Here is a 20,426-nt window from a genome sequence, read left to right on the forward strand (position 1 = left end):
GGGCGTCAGGAGTGCTCCGGCCCCCGGGCCGGGTCCGGGTCCTCCTCGAAGCGCCGCAGCTCACCCGGCAGTCGTGACCCGAGTGGCGACATCCCGCCGTCGGCGCCGTGCCGGGCGAGGAGGTCCAGGACGAGCCTCCCCCGGCGCACGCGCTCGCGGGCCGTGGCGAGGACGGTCTCCCGCAGGTGGAGGCCCGAGGGGTACAGGGGAGGCGCCTTGGCGAGGCCGAACTTCAGGTAGAGAGGGGCGGCGCGCCGGATCAGCTCGGCGACCTCGTACATGCGGACGTAGCCGCCGAGGTCGTCCGGGGCTTCGACGTAGAGGTCCAACGGGGCGCGGCTGACCCGGCGGATCTCGGTGAAGTGCTCCAGGGTGAGATCGCTGGGCACGTTGACCGAGTCCGCCCCCAGCCGTTCGTGGACCGCGTACGCCGCCGGGTTGACCGGGCCGACGAGTGCCGACACCTTCAGCGTGGTCCCGGCGGGCAGGAGGCCCCGGGCCCGTGCGCGGTGCAGCGTCCACAGCACGCCCTCGTCCGCCACGAGCAGGCAGCCGACACCGAGTGCGGTGGCGCGGACCGCGTCCTCGACGCAGCCGGCCACGGCGGCCTGTCCGCGGGCACGGGTCCCACCGCCGCGGGAGTCCGTCCGGGTCGAGCCGCCGATGTCCCAGGTGCCGCGCGGGCCGGTGAACAGGCACAGTTCGACGCCCCGTTCGGCGGTCGCGGCGGCCATCTCCGCGATCTCCGCGTCGGTCAGCATCCACACCCCGCTGCCCTGGCTCACGCGGTGGACCGGGACGTCGAGGCGCGCCGACTCATCGAGGACCGCCGCCAGAGCCTCGGGGCCCTCGACGGAGGGGATTTCGACGCGCCAGCGGCCGCCGTCGGGGAAGCGGTGCGGCGAGGCGTCGGCCGCGTCCGGGTCGGGCCCGCCCAGGCCGAGCGCGGTCATCAGGGGCTCCCCGGGCGGACGGTGGGGGACGGAGACGGACATGGGGCTCCTGGGGTCGAGGGGGCGGGCACGGGTGGGGCTCACGGGTGGAGCAGGACCTTGCCCACGCCGGGGCGGCCCGATCCCGCCAGGTCGATCGCCGCGCCGGCGTCGCCGAGCGGGAGGCGGTGGGTCACCAGCGGAAGGGGGGTCAGCAGCCCCGCGGCGAAGGCGCGCACGGCATGGGTCCAGGCGGCGGGTGTCGCACCGAACACCGTGCGGACCTCCAGCTGCCGCACGACGAGGTCGGTCGGGTCGAGCCCGAGCGCTCCGGCGGCGGGGATGCCGGTGAGCACCAGCCTGCCGCCCCGCCGCAGCAGCGCGGCGGACCGGTGGGCGGCGGACGCCGAGCCGGCGGCCTCGACGACCGTGTCGAAGTCCGCCGGGTCCGAGGAGCCGTCCGCCGTGCGGTAGGACGTGGCGCCGAAGAGGCGGGCCGGCTCCGCGCGGTCCGCGCGGGTTCCGAACACGACCAGGTCGGCGGGCGAGGCGGCGGCCAGGAGCTGCGTCGCCAGCAGGCCGAGCGTGCCCGTGCCGACCACGGCGACCCGTTCGCCGGGGCGGACGTCCGCGAGGAGTGCCGCGGACGCCACGCAGGCGGCGGGTTCGAGCAGGGCCGCCGCGGTCAGGTCGGCGTCGTCGGGCAGCGGGTGGAGGAGGCGTGCGGGGAGGGTGAGGGTGGTGGCCATCGCCCCGGGCCGGGTGAAGCCGGTCTCCTCGTAGCCGGCGGTGCACAGGGTGGTGTCGCCGGCCCGGCAGCGGGCGCAGGTCTGGCAGTTGCGGAACCCCTCGCCCACCGTGCGCCGGCCGACGAGTTCCTGCGGCACCCCGTCACCGACCGCGAGGACGGTCCCGGACCACTCGTGCCCCGGGGTCACGGGGTAGCGCACGTATCCGGCGGGCCGGGTGCCCCGGAGCAGTTCGCTGTCGCTGCCGCAGACGCCGACGGCGGCCACGCGGACCAGGGCCTCCCCGGGGCCGGGCGGCCTCGGGTGGTGGTCGGTCAGGCGGAGCCGGCCGGGCCCGTCGACCACGACGGCGTGTCCCGTCCCCGAGGCGGCCGGGCGGTCGCTCACGCCGGCCTCCCGGCGGGGGCGCGCTTCTCCCAGCCCTCGGCCCACAGGTCGAACCGGGCCCGTTGCTGGGGGAACTCGGCGGCGGCGTCGGTGTCCAGTTCGACCCCGAGGCCGGGGGCGTCGGAGAGCGCGAAGTAGCCGTCGACGACCTCGGGTGCGCCCTTGACGACCTTCTTGATGCCGGCGTCCGCGAAGTCGTTGAAGTGCTCCAGGATCTTGAAGTTCGGTGTGCAGAAGCCCACCTGGAGCGAGGCGGCCGTCAGCACCGGCCCTCCGACGTTGTGCGGTGCGAGCAGCATGTAGTGCGTCTCGGCGGCGGCCGCGAGCTTGCGGGTCTCCAGGATGCCGCCCAGGTGGCCGACGTCCGGCTGGAGGATGTCGGCGGCCTGCGACTCGAGCAGTTCACGGAACTCGATGCGGTCGTGGATGCGCTCGCCGGTGGCGATGGGCAGGTCCACCTTCTCCGCCACCTTCGCGAGCGCCTTGAGGTTCTCCGGCGGGACCGGCTCCTCCAGCCAGGCGGGCCGGAAGGGGGCCATCTCGCGGGCGAGCCGGACGGCGGTGGAGGGCGAGAAGCGGCCGTGCATCTCCAGCATCAGCTCGGTGTCGGGGCCGATGGCGTCGCGCACCGCCTCGATCAGCGCGACGGCGTACAGGGTGTCCCGGTGGGAGAGTTCGAGGTGTCCGGTGCCGAACGGGTCGATCTTCAGGGCGCGGTAGCCGCGCTCGACGACCGCCCGGGCGGCCCCGTGGTAGGCCTCGTGGGTCCGCTCCGTGGTGTACCAGCCGTTCGCGTACGCCTTGACGCGGTCGGTGACGTTGCCGCCGAGCAGCTGCCACACCGGCACGCCGAGCGCCTTGCCCTTGATGTCCCAGCACGCCGTCTCGACGCAGGCGATGCCGGACATGACGATCTCGCCGGCCCGCCCGTAGTCGCCGTACTTCATCCGCCGGACCAGGTCCTCGATCGCGAAGGGGTCGGATCCGACGATGTGGTTGGCCTCGGCTTCCCGCAGGTAGCCCAGGAGCGCGTCGGTGTGTCCGAGCATGCGCGTCTCGCCGACACCGGTGATCCCCTCGTCGGTGTGGACCTGGACGTACGTGAGGTTCCGCCACGGGGTCCCGATCACGTGGGTGCTGATGCGGGTGATACGCACGGCCACCGACCTTCTTGTTCGATATTTCGACAACGGTTCGACATGCTGACGCGACTGTAAGGAGGCTCTCCGGTGGTGTCAACGGCCCGTTCGCGGTTGACCAGTTGGAGGTGCGGCCGTACTCTCCGGACGTTCGACACGACAAACGGCGTTCGATCAGTCGAACGTCCCTGTGAGTGGAGGCCGAGGACGTGACAGCACGAGGGGTGTGGAGTGTCGACCCGCGGACGGGGGAGCGCCGGGAGGAGGTCGCGGCGGAGGCCACCGCCCAAGACGTCGACGCGGCGGTCCGGGCGGCCCACGCCGCCCGCGGGTCCCTCGCCGACCGCGCCGTGCGGGCGGCCTTCCTGCGGACGGCCGCCGCGTCCCTGGCCGGGGCCGAGGCTTCGCTCGTCGAGGCGGCGGACGCGGAGACCGCGCTGGGCCGCATCCGCCTCACCGGTGAACTCGCACGCACCTGCCACCAGTTGCGCGCGTTCGCGGACCTCGTGGACGAGGGCTCCTTCCTCGACGTGATCATCGACCGCCCCGACGACACCGCCGTACCGCCCGTCCCCGATCTGCGTCGGTACCGGGTGCCCCTCGGCGTCGTCGCCGTCTACGCCGCGTCCAACTTCCCGTTCGCCTTCTCCGTCCCGGGCGGGGACACGGCGAGCGCGCTCGCCGCCGGGTGCCCCGTCGTCGTCAAGGCGCATCCCGACCATCCCGCGACCTCGGAGCGCGTGGCCGCGGTGCTCCGCGGGGCGGCCGCGGCGCACGGCCTCCCGGAGGGCGTGATCGGGCTGCTGCACGGTTTCGACGCCGGCGTCGAGCTCGTCCGCCACCCGCTGGTGGCGGCGGCCGGTTTCACCGGGTCGGTGCGCGGCGGACGGGCCCTGTTCGACGCGGCCGCCGCCCGCCCCGCGCCCATCCCCTTCCACGGCGAACTGGGCTCCCTGAATCCGGTGCTGGTCACCCGGGCGGCGGCCGGTGAGCGCGCCGAGGAGATCGGGGCCGGCCTCGCCGCCTCGATGACGCTCGGCACCGGCCAGTTCTGCGTCAAGCCCGGCCTGGTCCTCGTCCCCGACGGAGCGTCCGGCGACGGCCTCGTCGCGGCCCTGGCCGGGCAGGTGTCCCGGGCCGCCCCCGGCGTCATGCTCGACCGCCGGATGAGCGACGCCTTCGTCGCCGGCGTCGCCGAGCGGGCCGCCCTGCCCGGCGTCGGTGTCCCCGTGCCCGCGGAGGCGGACGCGGAGCGCCGGGTCAGCCCGGGCTTCCTGACCGTCCCGGCCGCCCGGCTGACCGCCGCCGGCCCCCACGACCTCCTGCTGGAGGAGTGCTTCGGGCCGGTCACCGTCGTCGCGCGGTACCGCGGCGAGGACGAGGCGGACGCCGTTCTCTCCCGCCTCCCGGGCAACCTCACCGCGACCGTTCACCTCTCCGCCGGCGAGGCCGCGGGAGAGGGTGCGGCGGCAGACGTGCTCGCGCGGCTCACCCGCATCGCGGGCCGGGTCCTGGTCGACGGCTGGCCCACCGGGGTCGCCGTCGCCCTCGCCCAGCACCACGGCGGCCCCTACCCGGCCTCGACCTCGACCTCCACCTCCGTCGGCGGGACGGCTCTCGAGCGCTGGACGCGACCGGTCGCCTACCAGACCACGCCCCCCGCCCTGCTGCCGCCCGAACTGCGCGACGGCAATCCGCTCGGGCTGCCCCGCCGGGTGGACGGCCGCTGGGAGCGCTGACCGACCCCGCGGCCACCGCAACGGCCACCCCGGGGTCAGACGTGCACGACCTCGGTGATGCCGCGCGCGGTCAGGTGCGCCTCGTCGTGCACCCGCTCGGCGGTGACGAGCGCCGGGCGGACCCCGTCCTCGATACAGCGGAAGAACCGGTCGGCCACGTCCAGGGTCTCGGCGTCCTTCGCCAGGACCAGCGCGGTGGTCCGGGGCAGCGGCCGGGGCGGGTTCCGACGGACCGAGGCGACCAGGGAGGCGATCGCGGCGCCCACCGGCTTGACCTCGTTGTCCACCGTCAGCAGGCCCAGCTCGTACTCGTAGGGGTCGAAGCCGGTGAGACCGCGGTCGATGTCGTGGCTGCCCCACCAGGTGCAGCCCCACACGTCCGCCGAGGTGAGGGCGTTGCGGACGAACGTCTCCGCCCAGCCGGGGATGGAGGCGTCCGGACGTTCCACCGGGGAGGCGCCGAACTCCTGCAGCCACTTGGGGCGCCCGGGGCCCGGCGCGTGGGCGCCGGCCAGCTCGGCCATGAACTCGGCCAGGTGGAGCGTGCCGGTGCCGTCGGGGCCCCAGCGTTCGAGGACACCCGTCCAGTAGGGGTAGCTGTGGAAGACGCTGGCGCTGCCGCTGGTCGCCGCGCCCCCCGGGGTGAAGACCTCGCCGTGCAGCCAGGGCCGGTGGTCGTGGCCGTTGACGTGGAAGCCGCCCGGCGCGATCCGGGCGCAGTGGTCGAGCAGCCGGGCGGCCCACCGGTCGCCCTCGTCGGACGGCGTCCCGCCGGTGATGACGCTGATCTCGTTGCCGAGGTCGAAGCCGAGGAACCGGGGGTGGTCCGCGACGGTGCCGGCGAGCACGTCGAGCAGGTGCAGTTCGGCCGCCACCACCTCCGCGTCGGTGATCATGTTGCGGCCCCTGACCCACACGGGCTCGAACGTGAACCCGCTCAGCCAGCCGTCCAGGACGCTCACCATGACGTCCAGGCCGGTGTCGGGCCGGTCGGCGAGGTCGAGCAGCTCGCGCAGCCGGCCGAGGGCCGCCGGGCTGACGAAGGCGGGGTTGGGCTGGAAGACCGGCCAGATCAGCTGGATGCGGATGTGGTCGAGCCCGAGGCCCGCCAGAGCCCGCAGATCGGCCAGGACGGCGTCGGCGTCCCAGTCGTTCCAGCAGTACCACCAGTTCCTGCTCGGTACGTAGTTGACCCCGAAGCGCGGTGTGCCGGACGGGTGCCGCGCTGTCGACTGGTTCGGGTGGTGCGTGTCCATGGGAGTCCTTCGAGGGGAGGGAGGTCGGGGCGAGGAAAGGGTCAGCGGCTGTGCTCGGACAGCCACAGCACGGCGGTGACCCCGCGCGGGTAGTAGCGGCTGGCGGTGACCTCGCCGGCGAGCATCTGGTCGCTCCACGCCCAGACGGAGTGCTCCGGGTGCAGCAGCCACGCCCGGTGGGCGGCGTCGGCGGCCCGGTCGACGTCGTCGGCGGCACGGCCGAGGAGGTGCCGGGCCACGAACTGGCAGAGGTAGATCTTGCTGAGCCAGGAGTTGTCGCTGGTCGCCGACAGCTTCCAGCCCCCGTCGTCGAACAGGCACGTCCCCTTCACGAGCACGGCGTCCAGGTGCGCGCGCAGGGCCGCGACCAGGTCGCCGTACGGCCCGTCGGCCGCCAGGGCGTCGGCGCGCCCCGCCGCCCACAGGTGGGCCAGGCCCTCGATCACCGGGACGGTGACCCCGCGCGCCCCCTGCTCCAGCAGGGCCGGGATCAGCCCCTCGGGCGTGCGGTGGGCGAGGACGGTGTCCGCGCAGCGACGGGCCTGGGCCGTGGCGGCGGCCGCCGCGTCGCCGTCGAGCACCCCGCCGAGCCAGACGTACGCGGCGAAGGTCTTCACCGCGAGGTAGGCGCTGCGGCGGGCGCGGCCGAGGGACGCGTCGAGGCTGTCGTACGTGGTGATCTCCGCCCCGGAACCGCAGCGGGAGCCGTCCAGGCTCATCACCCCGTCCCGCAGCGACGGATCGGGATGGTCGCGGCCGAGCATGCTCTCCAGGCACCTGGCGAGCAGCGGCGTACGCTCCGCGAGCCAGCCGCCGTCACCGGAGGCGTGCGCGTACACCCCCGCGCAGAGCACCCAGTTGACCAGCTGCTCGTGGGACATCTGCGAGAACAGCCCGTCGCTGCCGGACCGCTCGTAGGACGAACGGCCGGGCGGTGAGAAGGCGTTGGCGAAACCCATGTCGTGGGTGAACGCGATGCCGCCGGGGTGCTCGACGGCCGAACCGGGCAGCCGCGCGGTGTCCTCGTAGGAGTACCGCTCGGCGTACCGGTCGAGGACGTTGCGGATCACCCACGGGTTCTGCCGGGCCTCGAGGAACACGTGGTCGGCGGTGAGGTCGAAGGTGTTCATCATCCGGTACTCGCCCTCGTGGACGACCCACAGCGGCGACCCGCCGGCGTCCAGCGCCTGGGTGGAGGCGAAGTAGCCGCGGACGGCGTGCGCCAGCATGAAGCGCTGGTCCTCGCTCAGCCCGGCCGCGGCGAACGGAGCCTCGTCGTGCTCCCACCGCCGCGCCAGCGCGTCGAACCGTCCGACCGCGTACGCCGCGACGTCCTCGACGGCAGGGAACCAGCGGGTGTAGAGGTAGGCCGCCTCGACGCCGGTGGTCACGGTGCCGGCCCGGTGGAAGCAGACGGCGACCCGCAGCGTCCGGCGCTCCCCGGCGGGCACGTCGGCGACCAGCGCTCCGGCCGCCCCGAGGCCGAAGTCCCAGTTCTCCCCGTCGGGGGAGCCGACGATGTCCTCCAGGTCGAGGCCGATCGCCGACCGCACCCCCGGGTCGCCGGTGGCCAGCGCCGTCGTGCGGCCCTGGCCGACCCCGGCGGTGACCCCGCCGGCGGGCTCCAGGTGCCGCATCCCGCGCGTGCGGTCCGAGCCCTGGTAGCCGAGGAACACCCGGCGGGGCCGCGTCCCCGCCGTGTTGTCGAGAGTCAGCTCGGCGAGGACGGCGGGGACGTACGCCTCCCGCAGCGCGTCGTCGTCGGCGTGGTCGGGATCGGGCAGCGGCCCGGTGGGGGAGCGGACGGTGAAGGTGAGGTCGCCGGCCCGCCAGGTGTCGCGTCCGGCGGTCAGCTCCCGCCGGATCGCGTCGTCCGCGAACGCCGTCAGCGGCCGCTCGACGGTCCTCGCCGCCCCCTCGGCGGCGGTGCCGGGGCCGATGCCCGAGGAGGGGTCGCCGAAGCGCACCCGGTCGTCCGCCGCGGGGGTGAAGAACGGCAGCGCCTCGAAGCCGGAGCCGTCCGCGGACTCCGCGCCGATCCACACGTTGTCCCCGGCCGGCCCGGCCAGTTCGAGCCCGAGTCCGCCGTTCGCCCCGCGGAAGCCGAGGGTGAACGAGGCGAACGCGCCCGCGGGGGAGTGGTGGGTGTTGTAGAAGATGTCGTGCGTCATGACTGCCTTCTTCTCAGCGGCTCAACCGGTAGGAGCCCGGGGTCAGTTCGGCGAACAGGATGTGACCGCGCCGCAGTTGCCCGCGGACCTGCCGCCACCGTCCGCTGCCGCCGCGGCGGGTCAGCGTCCAGCCTGGGCCGCGCAGGTCGGTGGCGAGGAACGAGGTCCGCTCGCCGCCGTCCTCGCCGACCGTGAACTCCACGGTGCGGCGCAGCGGCCCCGGCCCGTCGCCGAACAGCGTGAGCGAGCGGTGCACGCCGACCAGGAACGCGCCGTCGGGGTGTGCGGTCCGCACCGGGAACGGCTCGGCGTCCGCGGCGTGCGGTTGGAGCACGTGCAGGAACTCCGTCTGCGTCCCCTGCACGGCCGGGCTCACCTCCACCCGCCAGGCGCCGGGGTCGGTCGAGGAGTTGGCGGGGATCTCGTTGGGGTAGTTCCTCCCGTCGACCTCGAACTCCCGCCCCGGGCCGCCGACCGCGGTGACCCGGGGGTCGACCGGCCAGAGCGTCTCCATCCGCAGCCGCCCGCTGTACCCGGGATCCGTGCGGGCGACGTCCACCCTGGCCCCCTCGACCCGCGGCTCCTCCGCGCTGTGCAGCAGGAAGGCGGTCCGGAACGACGGGTCGCTCGTGGTCAGGGAGTCCCGGACGAGCAGCGCCGCCGGCCGGCCCTCCTCGCCGTGGTTGACGAACACGAACGAGCGGGTGCAGGAGCGCACCTTGGGCCCGTAGGCGACGGTGATGTCGCCCTTGACGTGGCTGAAGACCGGCTTCCTGCGGTCCGGCCCGGCCCAGCCCGACGCGGCGGTGGCGTTCTCGTAGCCGTTCGCCGGGTCGAGGAGCTCCGGGAGGTCGCGCGCCTCCTTCGCGTGCGCCGGGAAGCGCTGGCCGCCGTCGTTGGAGACGGGGGTGGTGTAGAAGCGGAAGCTCTCGGCGGGGTCGTGGACCAGGAGCGCGTTGTGGGCGATCGTGCGCTTGTTGTAGTTGAGGTCGTGCGCGGAGGCCCAACCGCCGCTGCGGCCCTCGTAGACCCCGGAGTCCAGGGCGAGCGCGCCGCGGTAGTAGATCTGGAAGGCGCCGGCGTCCAGGTGCTGGTGGTTGCTGAAGTTGTGGCCGCCGATGTGGACCTGCGCGATCGAGGTGTCGGCGTCCGGCCCCTCGTCCCAGCCGGTCCTGGCGGTCATCCCGGCCAGCGGGTGCGGGCCGATCCGGGTCAGCGGCAGCGTGGAGGCCGCCTTGCGGGGCAGCGAGGGGTCGTGGAAGAGGCAGAAGAACAGGGCCTCCTCCGTGCGGACGTTGTGGCCGTGCTCGATGTGGCTGAGCAGGTAGTCCTGGTGCCACCGGTTGCGGTAGTGGGCCGTGGACAGCAGCAGGGAGATGACGGTGGGCGAGTCGCTCCAGTACTTCCCGAGCGCGTGGTACGTGCTCTGGTAGGTGTCGCCGGAGCGCATGAGCTGGCCGTCGGGACGGCGCTGGTGGATCCAGTCCGTCATCTGCTCCTGCTGGACGTCGAGGTACCCCGCGTCGGACCCCATCCGGTCGTAGAGGACGGTGGCGAGCATGTCCGGGACGAAGCGCACGCCCTGGTAGGAGTCGCCCTGGTGGTGGCGGCCCGTGGGATAGAAGAAGTTCCGGGCCGGCACGAACTCCTCACGGATGCGGGCCGAGACCAGGTCGAAGATCTCCGGGTCCTCGTCGTACACGGCGATACCGGCGGCCAGCTGGTCGCGCTGCAACTCGTTCTCGGAGGCGTGGGAGGTGACGGAGCTGAGCCGGTCGGGCGGGAAACCCACCCCCTGGTTCTCCGCGAGCCGCTTCATCGCCGCGACGAACGCCGCCCGGTCGTCGTCGCCGAGCAGCTCGTAGCACCAGTCGTAGACGAGCGCGGCGGTGAACAGGGTGGTCCCCGTCCTGCGGACCTCGGTGACCGACGCGGTGTGCGGGAACGGGCGGAAGGTGGCGAGGAAGTTCCGCATCTGCGTGACCGCCCTTCGGCCTACGGCCTCCTCCCGGTGCACCAGGTAGAGGAAGGCGTTGGCCTCGACGGCGCTCTTCACCGGCAGGCTGTAGACGCCGTCAGGGAGGGTGCCGTCCGTGTCGAGTGCGGCGTTCTTCTGCAGCAGGGCGTAACGCGGGGCGATCACCGGGTCGGTGAGGTTGGCGCGGACGGCCGGCAGGTGCCGGGCGGTGACCAGGACTCTCGGCTCGCCCGCGCGGCGCGGGCGGGGCGTGCCCCGGCGGGGCGCGGCGGCGGCCGTCGCGCCGGGCGCGAGGGCGAGGGCGGTGGCGGACGCGGCGGTCACCGCGCCCATGGCGAGGACGTGCCGGCGGGTCGGGCCGGACCTGCTGTGCTCGGACATGCGGAACCTCCGGGGCGGGTCTGCGGGTGAGGAGGGTGCGCCGGGACGGCGCGGGGCGTCACTTGATGCCGACGTGCGCGAGGCTGTTGACGAAGTACCGCTGGGCCAGGACGAAGAGGACGATCATGGGCACGGTCGCCATCGCCGTACCTGCCATGAGCAACTCCCACTGCGTGGTGTTCTCCTGCTGGAAGGACGCGAGTCCCACCTGCAGGACGCGCAGGTCCTCGCGGCCGGTGACGAGCAGGGGCCAGAGGAAGTTGGTCCAGCCGGTCTGGAAGGTGAGCAGGGCGACGGTGATGATCGCGGGGCGGATCTGCGGGGTGACGATCCGGGCCCAGATGGTGAACTCGTTGGCCCCGTCGATCCGGGCCGCCTCAGACAGCTCGCGCGGGACGCCGAGGTAGAACTGGCGGAAGAGGAAGACCGAGACCGGGCTCATCGCCCCGGGAATGATCAGTGCCCACCAGGAGTCGAGCCAGCCGGTGCCGCCCTGTCCGAGGATGTCGTTGCCGCCGAAGAACGGCATCGACCGGACCAGGATGAACTGCGGCACGACGATCGTGTACATCGGGATCATGATCGCGCCGATGAAGCCGAAGAACAGGACCTTCGAGCCGCGGAACGGCAGCCGGGCGAGCGCGTAGCCGGCCATCGAGGCGAGGACGACGTTGATGACCGTGTGGCCGGTCGCGATGAAGAAGCTGTTGCGGGCGTAGGTCAGGAACGGTGCCGCCGTGAGCGCGTCCAGGTAGTTGCGCCAGCGCGGGGAGTCGGGGAGGAGGGCCCCGGAGGCGGCCTGCGAGGGGTCGCGGAGCGAGGAAAGGACCATCCAGGCGAACGGCGTGATCATCAGGATCGACACCATGGCGAGCAGCCAGAACGCGGCGATCCGCGCGACCGGCGAACCCTCGCGCCGGCTCCGGGCCCGCCGGGTGGACGCGGGCCGGCCGCCGCCGCCCTGCCCGGCCCCCGGCGTCCTCGCCGGGGCCGGACGGCTCGTCGCGGGAGGGGCTTCAGTGGCCATCGCGGGACTCTCCCATCGTGCGGGTGTTCACGGCCGTCAGCACGATCAGCGCGACGAGCAGGACCACCGACTGCGCGCAGGCCACGCCGAGCCGGAAGTCCGAGAAGCCGGTGTTGTAGATCTCGTACGTGGTCAGCGTGGTCGCGTACGCCGGCCCGCCGCGGGTCAGGACGTACACCTGGTCGAAGGCCTGGAACGCGCCGACGGTGGCCGTGATGAGCACGAAGTAGGTGGCGGGCCGCAGCAGGGGGACCGTGATGTCGAGGAACTTGCGCCACGGCCCGGCCCCGTCGATCGCCGCGGCCTCGTACAGGTCGCCGGGCACGCCTTGGAGGGCCGCGAGGTAGATGAGGGTGTTGAACCCGAGCCCCTGCCAGATGCTGATCAGGATCACCGAGACCAGTGCCACCGAGGGGTCGTTGAGCCAGGCGACGGGGCCGATCCCGACGCTGCCCAGGATCTCGTTGGCCAGCCCGTCCACCTGGAGGATGTAGCTCCAGATCAGTGCGACGGCGACGGTGGCCGTGATCTGCGGCAGGTAGATCGCCGTCCGGAAGAAGGCCTGGCCGCGCATGCCCTGGTTGAGCAGGACCGCGAGGCCCAGCGAGATGGCCATGGTGACGGGCACGGTCCCCACCGCGTAGAGCAGCGTCGTCCACAGACTGCGCAGGAAGCCGTCGTCGCCGAAGATCTCGGCGTAGTTGTCCAGGCCGACGAACTGCGGCGTGGTGAACACGTCGTAGTCGGTGAGGCTCAGGACGAACGCCGCGACGACGGGCAGGCCGATCCACAGCCCGATGTGCAGGGTGCCCGGCAGGGCGAAGAGCAGCCCGGCCCGGCGCTGGCCGCGCAGCAGGCTGCGCCGTGCCGTGCCGCGGGGGTCCGCGGCGGTCTTGTCGACGGTGCTCATCACAGGCGCCCGATCGCGTCCTCGGCCTGCTTGCGCAGCGAGTCCAGTGCCTGGTCCACGGAGGACTTGCCGGTGAGCACTCCCTCGACGGCGGGGTTGACCACGGTGCGGATCTCCATCCAGGCCGGCGAGCCGCCCTCGTTGACCGAGTGCTTCAGGTGGTCCCGGATCAGCGGCGCGGCGGGGTTGCGGACCGCCTTGTCGGCGGCGACGTCGGCGAAGGGCGGGATGTAGCCGTTGGGGTCGGTGACGGCCAGGGAGTTCTTCTTCGCGGTGACCTCCTCGACGAAGGCGACGGCCGCCTCCTGGTTGCGCGAGCGCTTGTTGACGGCCACGAGCGTCCCGCCGACGAACATCGAGGGCTTGGTGTCCTCCAGGACGAAGTAGCCGATGTTCTGCAGGTCCGCGTTGCCGGCGCCCAGTTCGACGGCGACCTGCCCGATCGCCGAGGCCGCCGTCGCCATCATGGAGCTGGTGCCCTTGAGCAGGGACTGCAGCGGGGTGGTGCTGCGGAACGACAGCGAGGTGGACCCGTCCTCCACGAGCCCCGCCATGAACGCGAGCCCGCGCACGCCCTGCGCCCCGTCGAAGAGCACCTTCGTGCCCTCCTCGTCGAACATCCGGCCCCCGGCGGCGTCCAGCGCGTTGACCCACAGCTGGCGCAGGTTGACGGAGGAGATGTCGATGCCGGCCCGCTCGAACCCGCCGCCCTTCTTGGCCCGGGCCAGCTCCTTCGCCGCCGCGCGCAGGTCGTCCAGGGTCCGGGGCGCGGCGGTGATGCCCGCGGCCTCGAAGTGGTCCTTGCGGTAGGCGACGACGTTCGGATCCAGGCCCAGCGGGCGCGCGTACGGCTTGTCCAGGTAGCGGGCCGGGGCGACGACCTGGTCCAGGTAGCCCGCCTTGTCCGTCAGCGAGGAGTCGAGCTCGGTGAACGTGTTCTTCGCGGCGAACGGGGGTATCCAGCCGAAGCCGACCATGACCACGTCCGCCAGGGTGCCCCCGGCGAGACCGGTCGAGATCTTCTCCGGCAGCACGTCCCAGGTGTTGTAGTCGACGCGCAGCCTCGCTTCCGGGTAGGCGGCGCGGTGGGCCTTGGTGATCCGGCCCTCGAGGACCTTCTTGCCGGGCGCGGTGGCGAATACGGGCGTGAGCACCGACAGCGACCCGTTCTGCTTCGCGCCGGCGCTGCCACCGCCCCCGCAGCCGGCCAGTCCGAGGGTGGAGGTGGCGAGCGAGGCGCCGAGCGCCGCCCTGAGCAGGGTCCGGCGGTCAAGAGACGTCATTGTCATGCCCCTTCGGGTTCGGGTCTTCGGTGCGGGGACGCACCGGGGGAGAGCGGGCGGGAGGGGGGAGGTGGGGCGGGCGGGCTCAGGCGAGCCGGGGGAGCCGGTCGGCGTGGACCTGGCCGCGCAGCGGCTCTCCGGCGACGAGCCGGTGCAGTTCCTCCGCGGCGAAGCGGCCCATCAGGTCGAGGTCGGCGCCCTCGGTGCCGGCCATGTGCGGGGTCAGGAACACGTTGGGCAGGTGGTGCAGGCCGTGCTCCGGCGGCAGCGGCTCGGGATCGGTGACGTCCAGGTACGCCTCCAGACGCCCGCTCGCGCACTCGGCGAGCAGCGCCTCGGTGTCGACGAGCCGGCCCCGGGCGGTGTTGACGACGGCGGCCCCGTCGGGCAGCAGCCGCAGCCGGGCGGCGTCGATCATGTGGACGGTCGAGGGCAGGATCGGCGCGTGCAGCGACAGGATGTCCGAGCGTGCGCAGAGCGAGTCCAGGTCGGTCAGCTCCACCCCGAGCTCCGCGGCCACGGCGGGCGTGCAGTACGGGTCGTACAGCACGACCCGCCGGCCGTCCGCGCGCAGCCGGCGGATCAGGGCCTGCCCGATCCGCGAGGCGCCGACGACGCCGATGGTCTTGTCACCGAAGCCGATGTCCGGGCGGTCGTGCCGGGCCGCCACCGTCCCCTCGCGGTAGTTCTGCGAGAGCGTCAGCGACTTCTTCGCCGCCAGGATGATGAACGCGTAGGCGACCGCGGCGACCGGGTCCGCCATCTCCCCGGCCGCCGAGGAGACGAGCAGTCCGCGGTCGAAGACGTCCGGGCCGACGACGTCCTTCACCGACCCCGCCGCGTGCAGCACGGCGCGCAGGTTCGGGGCCCGGTCGAGGACGGCGGCGTCGATCAGCGGTGCGCCCCAGCTGGTGAAGAGCACCGTGGCCTCGGCCAGTTCGGGCGAGCCGGCCAGGTCGTCGAGGTCGACGAGCGGGGCCGCCGCGGCGATGCGGGCCCGTACGGGCTCGGGGAAGACGGCCGGCTTGAGTCGCCGGTCCATGCAGACGACCGCACGGTGCGTCACCGCGACGGCGGGGCTGGGTTCCGACGTGGACTGCATCACCATGGATAGAAAAACTTTCTATCTAAGAAAGAAAACTTGCTGACTGGCGTGTAACGTAGGACCGCCGGTTTTGGGGTGTCAAGGGTTGTGCAGGGCCTGCTTCGCCAGCAGTTCCGCAACGGAGTTGAGAGGTCATCAGGGCGTCTGATAGAAAACTTTTCATGACGAACCCCGCATCGGACGGTCAGGACGCTGCACGCAGGGCCACACTGAGTGAGGTCGCCGAGCGGGCCGGGGTCTCCCTGGCGACCGCCTCGCGCGCCCTCGCCGGGACGTATCCGGTCGCGGAGAAGACCAAGGCCCGGGTGGTCGAGGCCGCGACCGACCTCGGCTACGCGCGCGGCCGCCGGGCCGGCGACGCGGAGCGGCGGTTCCCCACGGTCGCCGTCGTCGCCCACGACATCCGGCAGGAGTTCCTCGTCGAGATCGTCTCCGGCATCGAGCAGGTGGCCGCGGGCGCCGGGCACTTCTGCCTCGTCGGGTCGACCGGCTACTCCGCCGAGACCGAACTGGCCATGCTCGACAACCTCGTCGGCGACCCGGCCATCGAGGGCGTCGTCGTCGCCGGCGGCGCCTACGACACCCCCGCCTACCGGGCCGGCATGGCCGCCATGGCCCGGCGCTTCGCCGACCGCGGCCTCCCGCTCGTCTTCTGCGGCCGCCCCGGCCTCGACGACGACTCGCCGATCACGGTCGTCGACTACGACCGCGCCGGCGGCGCGGCCTCCGCCGTCGGCCACCTGCTCTCGCGCGGCCACCGCCGGATCGCCTTCCTCCGCGGGCCGCGGGGTTTCTCCACCAGCGAGGGCCGGGCGGCCGGCCACGACGCCGCCCTCGCCTCCTTCGGCGTCCCCGTCGACGAGCGGCTCGTCAAGACCGGCGAACGCAGCCGGGCCACCGGCTACCAGCGCACCAGAGAACTCCTCGCGGAGGAGGCCGGCATGACGGCGATCTTCGCCGAGAACGACTACATGGCCGCCGGCTGCCTCGCCGCGCTCCGCGAGGCCGGCCTCTCCGTCCCCGGCGACGTCTCCGTCATCGGCTACGACGACCTCGACGTGTCGCAGGAGACCTGGCCGCCGCTCACCACCGTCCACCTGCCGTTCGACGAGCTCGGCCGCGCCGCCGCGCGGCTCGTGCTCGCCCCCGCCGAGCCGGGCTCGGGGCGGGAGACGGCCGTCTTCGGCACCCACCTCGTCATCCGGGAGTCGGTGCGCAGCCTCTGGTGAGGGCGGGTGTGCGGTCGGCTCGGCCGCTTCGGCCGGCCAGCCCGGCGAAGGTCCCGGTCGGCCCGTCGTGCGCGTCGGTCGGCACCCCCCTGCCGGTCGGGCGCGCCACCGACAGCGGCGGCCCCGGGCTTCCCGGGGTGGAGGCCGCGGGCCCCACGGCCGCGGAGCCCGGCCCGGCCGACGGTGTCCTCGTCCACGCACACCACGTGCCGCATCCGCGCACACCGCGCGTCCGCCGCGGGCGGCAGCCTTCGGGTCATCGGGTCACCGACCACCGATCACCCCGAGGAGACCAGGACCATGAGCCGCCTGACCGAGAACGACGTCGCCGCCTACCGGCACGACGGCTACCACCGCTTCACCCAGCAGGTCTTCGCCCCCGAGCGCTTCGAGCGGCTCGCGGCGATCTTCGAGGAGCACGTCGCCGGCGCGGGCGCCAAGCGCACCGACGAGCTGGACAAGCCGCACTTGGAGGACGAGCGCCTCCTGGAGTTCCTGCTGGCCCCGGAGGTCGCCGACCTCGTCGAACCGCTGATCGGCTCCGACATCGGACTGTTCTCCAGCCACTTCATCGCCAAGGAGCCGCTGACCGGCCGCCCCACCCCCTGGCACGAGGACTCCGCCTTCTGGAACGCCGAGTTCAACGCGTTCGACCGCATCGTCACCGTCTGGCTGGCGCTGGACGACGTGGACCGCGAGAACGGCTGCATGGCCGTCATCCCCGGCACCCAGCACAACGGCTTCTCCGCCTACCGCGCCCTTGCGGACGGCGAGGCGTACACCTTCGGCGAGGAGATCAGCCAGGTGGACGACAGCACCGCGGTCTACCTCGAACTCCGGCGCGGCCAGGCGTCGTTGCACGACAGCCGGATCATCCACGGCGCCGACGCCAACACCAGCAGCCGGCGCCGGGCCGGCTACACGATGCGGTACTTCGACACCTCCGCGCGGGTCCTGAAGGACGGCCCCGTCTGGCTGGTGCGGGGCGTCGACCGCGACGGCGGCAACAACTTCGTCAACGCGTAGCGCTGCGGTAGGCGGTCGGCGAGCAGCCGACCGCCGCCCGGAAGGCGCGCGCGAAGTGCGAGGCGTCGCCGAAGCCGCTCGCCCGGCGGACCTCGGCGACGGGCAGGTCCGTCGTCGCCAGCAGGGCCTTCGCCGCCCGCAGGCGCACCTGCTGCAGGTGCCCGGACAGTGTCTCCCCGGTCTCCTGCCGGAACCGCTCGCGCAGGTGCGCCGCCGACAGGTGCGCCACCGCGGCGAGGTCGTCCGTGCCGAGCGGCCGCGCGTAGTGGCGCTCCATGTGGTCGAGCAGCCGCGGCAGCCACGCCGGCACGGGCCCGCGGTCGGCCGCCGGCCGGGCCCGGTGGTCCCGCGCGAGGGACGCGATCAGCTGGGTGACCAGGGCGTCGCAGACGAGCCTGCGGTGCGCGCGGCCGCTCTCGGACTCGCCCGCGAGCTCGTCGAACAGGCGCCGCACCGGGTCGTCCGCACCCGTCCGCAGCGGGCCCGTGTCCGTCGAGAGCCCGGCCAGCAGCGACGGCACCTCCGGCGGCAGCCCGTGCACGTCGAGCGTCACGTCGACCAGCTCCAGCCGGCCTCCCGGCCCGGGCGCGACCGCGTGCAGGGAACTCGGCGGGACCACCAGCACGTCGCCCGTACCCACCGCGTACGCGACCCCGTCCACGCGGTGGACCCCGCTGCCGCCGGTCACCAGCACCATCTCGTGGAAGTCGTGCCAGTGCGGCCGGTACGGCCGGGTCAGCGTCTGCCGCACGGCCACCACGTCCCCCGGCCGCCGGAACCCGTGCCCCGTCAGCCGCGGGGGCAGGTGCCCCGCCACCTCGGACTCCATCGCGACCCCACCCCCCCTTCCCCTGGTCCCCATTCTCACGGCCTGCCGCCGCCGAGTCCACGTGGCACCCTGGTCCCATGCCGGAACTCCCCGAGGTCGAGGCGCTCAAGGACTTCCTCACCGAGCACCTCGTCGGCCACGAGATCGTACGGGTGCTGCCCGTCGCGATCAGTGTGCTGAAGACGTACGACCCGCCGCTGTCCGCGCTGGAGGGCCACGAGGTCACCGCCGTGCACCGCCACGGCAAGTTCCTCGACCTGGAGACCGCGGACGGCCCGCACCTCGTGACGCACCTGGCCCGCGCGGGCTGGCTGCACTGGAAGGACCGCCTCCCCGACGGCCCGCCCCGCCCCGGCAAGGGCCCCCTCGCGCTGCGCGTCGCGCTGGAGACCGGCGCCGGCTTCGACCTGACGGAGGCCGGCACCCAGAAGCGGCTCGCGGTGTACGTGGTGCGGGACGCCGGGGACGTGCCCGGAGTCGCCCGGCTCGGCCCGGACCCGCTCGCCGACGACTTCGACGAGCAGCGGTTCGCCGGCCTCCTCGCCGGCGAACGCCGTCAGCTCAAGGGCGCGCTGCGCGACCAGAGCCTCGTCGCCGGTGTCGGCAACGCCTACAGCGACGAGATCCTGCATGCGGCGAGGATGTCCCCCTTCAAGCTCGCCGCCTCCCTCACCCCGGAGGAGACGAGCCGCCTCTTCACCGCCCTGCGCGACACCCTCACTCAGGCGGTCGAACGCTCCCGCGGCGTCGCCGCCGGCCGCCTCAAGGCCGAGAAGAAGAGCGGCCTGCGCGTCCACGGCCGCACCGGTGAGCCGTGCCCGGTCTGCGGCGACACCGTCCGCGAGGTCTCCTTCGCCGACTCCTCCCTCCAGTACTGCCCCACCTGCCAGACCGCCGGCAAACCCCTCGCGGACCGCAGGACCTCCCGCTTCCTCAAGTGACGGCCGGGCCGCGCAGTCCGTCACTCCGCCGCGTGCCGCATGGGATGCCGCGTCCGGGGCACTCGGAACGCTCCGCGGCCGTCGGGCCGGGAAGGGAAGGTGCGCGATGCCGGACGAGTGGAACGAAGAGCCCGCGAGCGAGACGCGCGTCGCCCTGCTGCCGGACGGCCTCGTCGTCTCGGTCGAGGTGGAGCAGGGCACGCCCCAGGACGAGGTCGCCCTGCTCGCCGTGCAGGCGTGGCAGGTCCTCCCCGAGCCGGACGCACCCGACGACTGACGTGGCCGGTGCGAGAAGAACGGCAGCAGCACCGCGCCGGTGGCGAACATGTGGTGCGCCCACACGGTCACGGACAGCCCGGTGATCGCGATGGTGGCGGCGACCAGGCCGGTCTTCCGCCCGGTCGGTGAGCGGCTTGGGACCCTCACCCGGACCGCCCAACCCCGCTGGCTTTCGGCTGCGCGTCGTCAGTGGGCGAACCTGGCCCGGAAGGCGGCGCGGTTGGGGGAGGCGGGCGTGCGGTCCCAGACGGCGAAGGTCACGCGGAGGAACGGGGCGCCGTGGGTGGCGAGCGCCTCGGCGAACGCGTCCGCCACCTCGGCGGGATCATTCCGGAACACACCGCAACCCCAGGCCCCCAGCACGAGTTCGCGCACCCCGTGGCGGGCGGCCACGCCGAGCACCCGGCGGGCGCGTTCGGCGAGGACACCCCTGACGTCGACCTTCCCGTCCGGCGAACGCCGGGCCAGCTGACCGGCGTTGGGGGCGGGGGACGTCAAAAAGGAGATCGGGTACGGACGGTCCAGCAGGGCGTGGGACCCGTCCCGGATCACCGGCACGTGCGGGGAGTAGACCACCCGGTGGCTGTAGCGGAGGTCGGTGGACGCCCGGTGGGCCGCGTAGTAATCGGGGGCCTCGAGCAGGCACGGGTAGAGCAGAGCGGCCCGGCACAGCGCCTCCTCCTGCGCCTTCGCTCCTCGCAGGTACCCGCCGCCCGGGTTCCGGGCCGACGCGAAGTTGAGGACGCCCAGATGCTCCACCCCCTCCCCGGTCAGCCGCCGGGCGGCGCCGATGCTGTCCTCGTCGGTCACCTCGACCCCTCCGGCGAAGGCCCCGGTGAGCCCGGGCGCAAAGGCCGGCGAGTAGGACACCGTCCCCGCGCGCGCGGCGGCAAGCTCCGCGGCAACGGAGACCGACGCGCCGGCGCCACCGGTGTACACGCCGTCAGCCGCAACCCGCTCGTTCTCACCGGCGATATTCCTCAGACGGTTACTCATGGACGCGATGCTAGCCAGTAGTTATGGTCAGCATGACTATTTTTTACTCCGCCCGTCCACCGGGTGAGA

At 73.4% G+C, this 20,426-nt stretch carries 17 protein-coding genes; 5 read left to right on the forward strand and 12 right to left on the reverse strand.

From position 1 onward, the window contains the following. Positions 1-5: 5 nt before the first annotated feature. Genes ACFWEG_RS05045 through ACFWEG_RS05055 form a run of 3 tightly spaced genes read right to left on the reverse strand, consistent with a single transcriptional unit; the run spans position 6 to position 3,225 of the window. Positions 6-995, reverse strand: a complete 990-nt coding sequence (locus tag ACFWEG_RS05045; protein ID WP_387209308.1) for a hypothetical protein — start codon at positions 993-995, stop codon at positions 6-8. A gap of 38 nt (positions 996-1,033) precedes the next feature. Continuing rightward, on the reverse strand, positions 1,034-2,068 hold the full coding sequence (locus tag ACFWEG_RS05050) for a zinc-binding dehydrogenase (protein ID WP_387209310.1): 1,035 nt from the start codon (positions 2,066-2,068) through the stop codon (positions 1,034-1,036). Next, positions 2,065-3,225 carry a mandelate racemase/muconate lactonizing enzyme family protein gene (locus ACFWEG_RS05055; protein ID WP_387209312.1) on the reverse strand — a complete coding sequence of 387 codons (1,161 nt, stop codon included), beginning with the start codon at positions 3,223-3,225 and terminating at the stop codon, positions 2,065-2,067. Before ACFWEG_RS05055 ends, ACFWEG_RS05050 begins: the two co-directional genes overlap by 4 nt. Before the next feature lie 191 nt (positions 3,226-3,416). On the opposite strand from ACFWEG_RS05055, the gene ACFWEG_RS05060 reads away from it, so the two are divergent. Next, positions 3,417-4,946 (forward strand): aldehyde dehydrogenase (NADP(+)), encoded by a 1,530-nt coding sequence (locus ACFWEG_RS05060; RefSeq protein ID WP_387209315.1) that lies wholly within the window; start codon positions 3,417-3,419, stop codon positions 4,944-4,946. Positions 4,947-4,981: 35 nt separating this feature from the next. Here ACFWEG_RS05060 and ACFWEG_RS05065 read toward each other — a convergent pair whose 3' ends face one another. The 7 genes from ACFWEG_RS05065 to ACFWEG_RS05095 form a co-directional block, all read right to left on the reverse strand. After that, positions 4,982-6,202 (reverse strand): glycosyl hydrolase, encoded by a 1,221-nt coding sequence (locus ACFWEG_RS05065; RefSeq protein ID WP_387209317.1) that lies wholly within the window; start codon positions 6,200-6,202, stop codon positions 4,982-4,984. A gap of 41 nt (positions 6,203-6,243) precedes the next feature. Beyond that, entirely contained in the window at positions 6,244-8,373 is a 2,130-nt protein-coding gene (locus tag ACFWEG_RS05070) for a glycoside hydrolase family 52 protein (protein WP_387209319.1), read from the reverse strand. Positions 8,374-8,386: 13 nt separating this feature from the next. After that, complete coding sequence (locus tag ACFWEG_RS05075; RefSeq protein WP_387209321.1) at positions 8,387-10,732, reverse strand: heparinase II/III family protein; 2,346 nt, start codon at positions 10,730-10,732, stop codon at positions 8,387-8,389. A gap of 58 nt (positions 10,733-10,790) precedes the next feature. After that, on the reverse strand, positions 10,791-11,759 hold the full coding sequence (locus ACFWEG_RS05080) for a carbohydrate ABC transporter permease (protein WP_387209323.1): 969 nt from the start codon (positions 11,757-11,759) through the stop codon (positions 10,791-10,793). Continuing rightward, complete coding sequence (locus ACFWEG_RS05085) at positions 11,749-12,669, reverse strand: carbohydrate ABC transporter permease (protein WP_387209325.1); 921 nt, start codon at positions 12,667-12,669, stop codon at positions 11,749-11,751. The genes ACFWEG_RS05080 and ACFWEG_RS05085 overlap by 11 nt, the downstream gene beginning before the upstream one ends. Beyond that, the gene (locus ACFWEG_RS05090; RefSeq protein WP_387209327.1) at positions 12,669-13,952 is read right to left on the reverse strand and encodes an extracellular solute-binding protein; all 1,284 of its coding nucleotides are present in this window, start codon (positions 13,950-13,952) and stop codon (positions 12,669-12,671) included. Before ACFWEG_RS05090 ends, ACFWEG_RS05085 begins: the two co-directional genes overlap by 1 nt. An 85-nt stretch (positions 13,953-14,037) precedes the next feature. After that, complete coding sequence (locus tag ACFWEG_RS05095; protein ID WP_387209329.1) at positions 14,038-15,054, reverse strand: hydroxyacid dehydrogenase; 1,017 nt, start codon at positions 15,052-15,054, stop codon at positions 14,038-14,040. Positions 15,055-15,218: 164 nt separating this feature from the next. Here ACFWEG_RS05095 and ACFWEG_RS05100 point away from each other — a divergent pair, with 164 nt between their 5' ends. Continuing rightward, positions 15,219-16,286 carry a LacI family DNA-binding transcriptional regulator gene (locus ACFWEG_RS05100; RefSeq protein ID WP_387209331.1) on the forward strand — a complete coding sequence of 356 codons (1,068 nt, stop codon included), beginning with the start codon at positions 15,219-15,221 and terminating at the stop codon, positions 16,284-16,286. Positions 16,287-16,586: 300 nt separating this feature from the next. Further along, the gene (locus ACFWEG_RS05105; protein WP_387209332.1) at positions 16,587-17,312 is read left to right on the forward strand and encodes a phytanoyl-CoA dioxygenase family protein; all 726 of its coding nucleotides are present in this window, start codon (positions 16,587-16,589) and stop codon (positions 17,310-17,312) included. Here the strand turns inward: ACFWEG_RS05105 and ACFWEG_RS05110 are convergent. Continuing rightward, positions 17,302-18,141: a helix-turn-helix domain-containing protein gene (locus ACFWEG_RS05110; protein ID WP_387209334.1), complete on the reverse strand. Its 840-nt coding sequence runs from the start codon at positions 18,139-18,141 to the stop codon at positions 17,302-17,304. The two genes, ACFWEG_RS05105 and ACFWEG_RS05110, sit on opposite strands and share 11 nt — an antisense overlap. Before the next feature lie 77 nt (positions 18,142-18,218). Here ACFWEG_RS05110 and ACFWEG_RS05115 point away from each other — a divergent pair, with 77 nt between their 5' ends. Next, on the forward strand, positions 18,219-19,082 hold the full coding sequence (locus ACFWEG_RS05115; protein WP_387209336.1) for an Fpg/Nei family DNA glycosylase: 864 nt from the start codon (positions 18,219-18,221) through the stop codon (positions 19,080-19,082). Between the two features lie 106 nt (positions 19,083-19,188). Then, entirely contained in the window at positions 19,189-19,359 is a 171-nt protein-coding gene (locus ACFWEG_RS05120; RefSeq protein WP_387209338.1) for a hypothetical protein, read from the forward strand. Positions 19,360-19,547: 188 nt separating this feature from the next. On the opposite strand, the gene ACFWEG_RS05125 is transcribed toward ACFWEG_RS05120, so the two are convergent. Continuing rightward, on the reverse strand, positions 19,548-20,357 hold the full coding sequence (locus ACFWEG_RS05125; RefSeq protein WP_387209340.1) for a TIGR02452 family protein: 810 nt from the start codon (positions 20,355-20,357) through the stop codon (positions 19,548-19,550). Positions 20,358-20,426 lie beyond the last annotated feature (69 nt).

Origin of the sequence: Streptomyces sp. NPDC060194, assembly GCF_042728285.1 — a bacterium.
Lineage (GTDB): Bacteria > Actinomycetota > Actinomycetes > Streptomycetales > Streptomycetaceae > Streptomyces.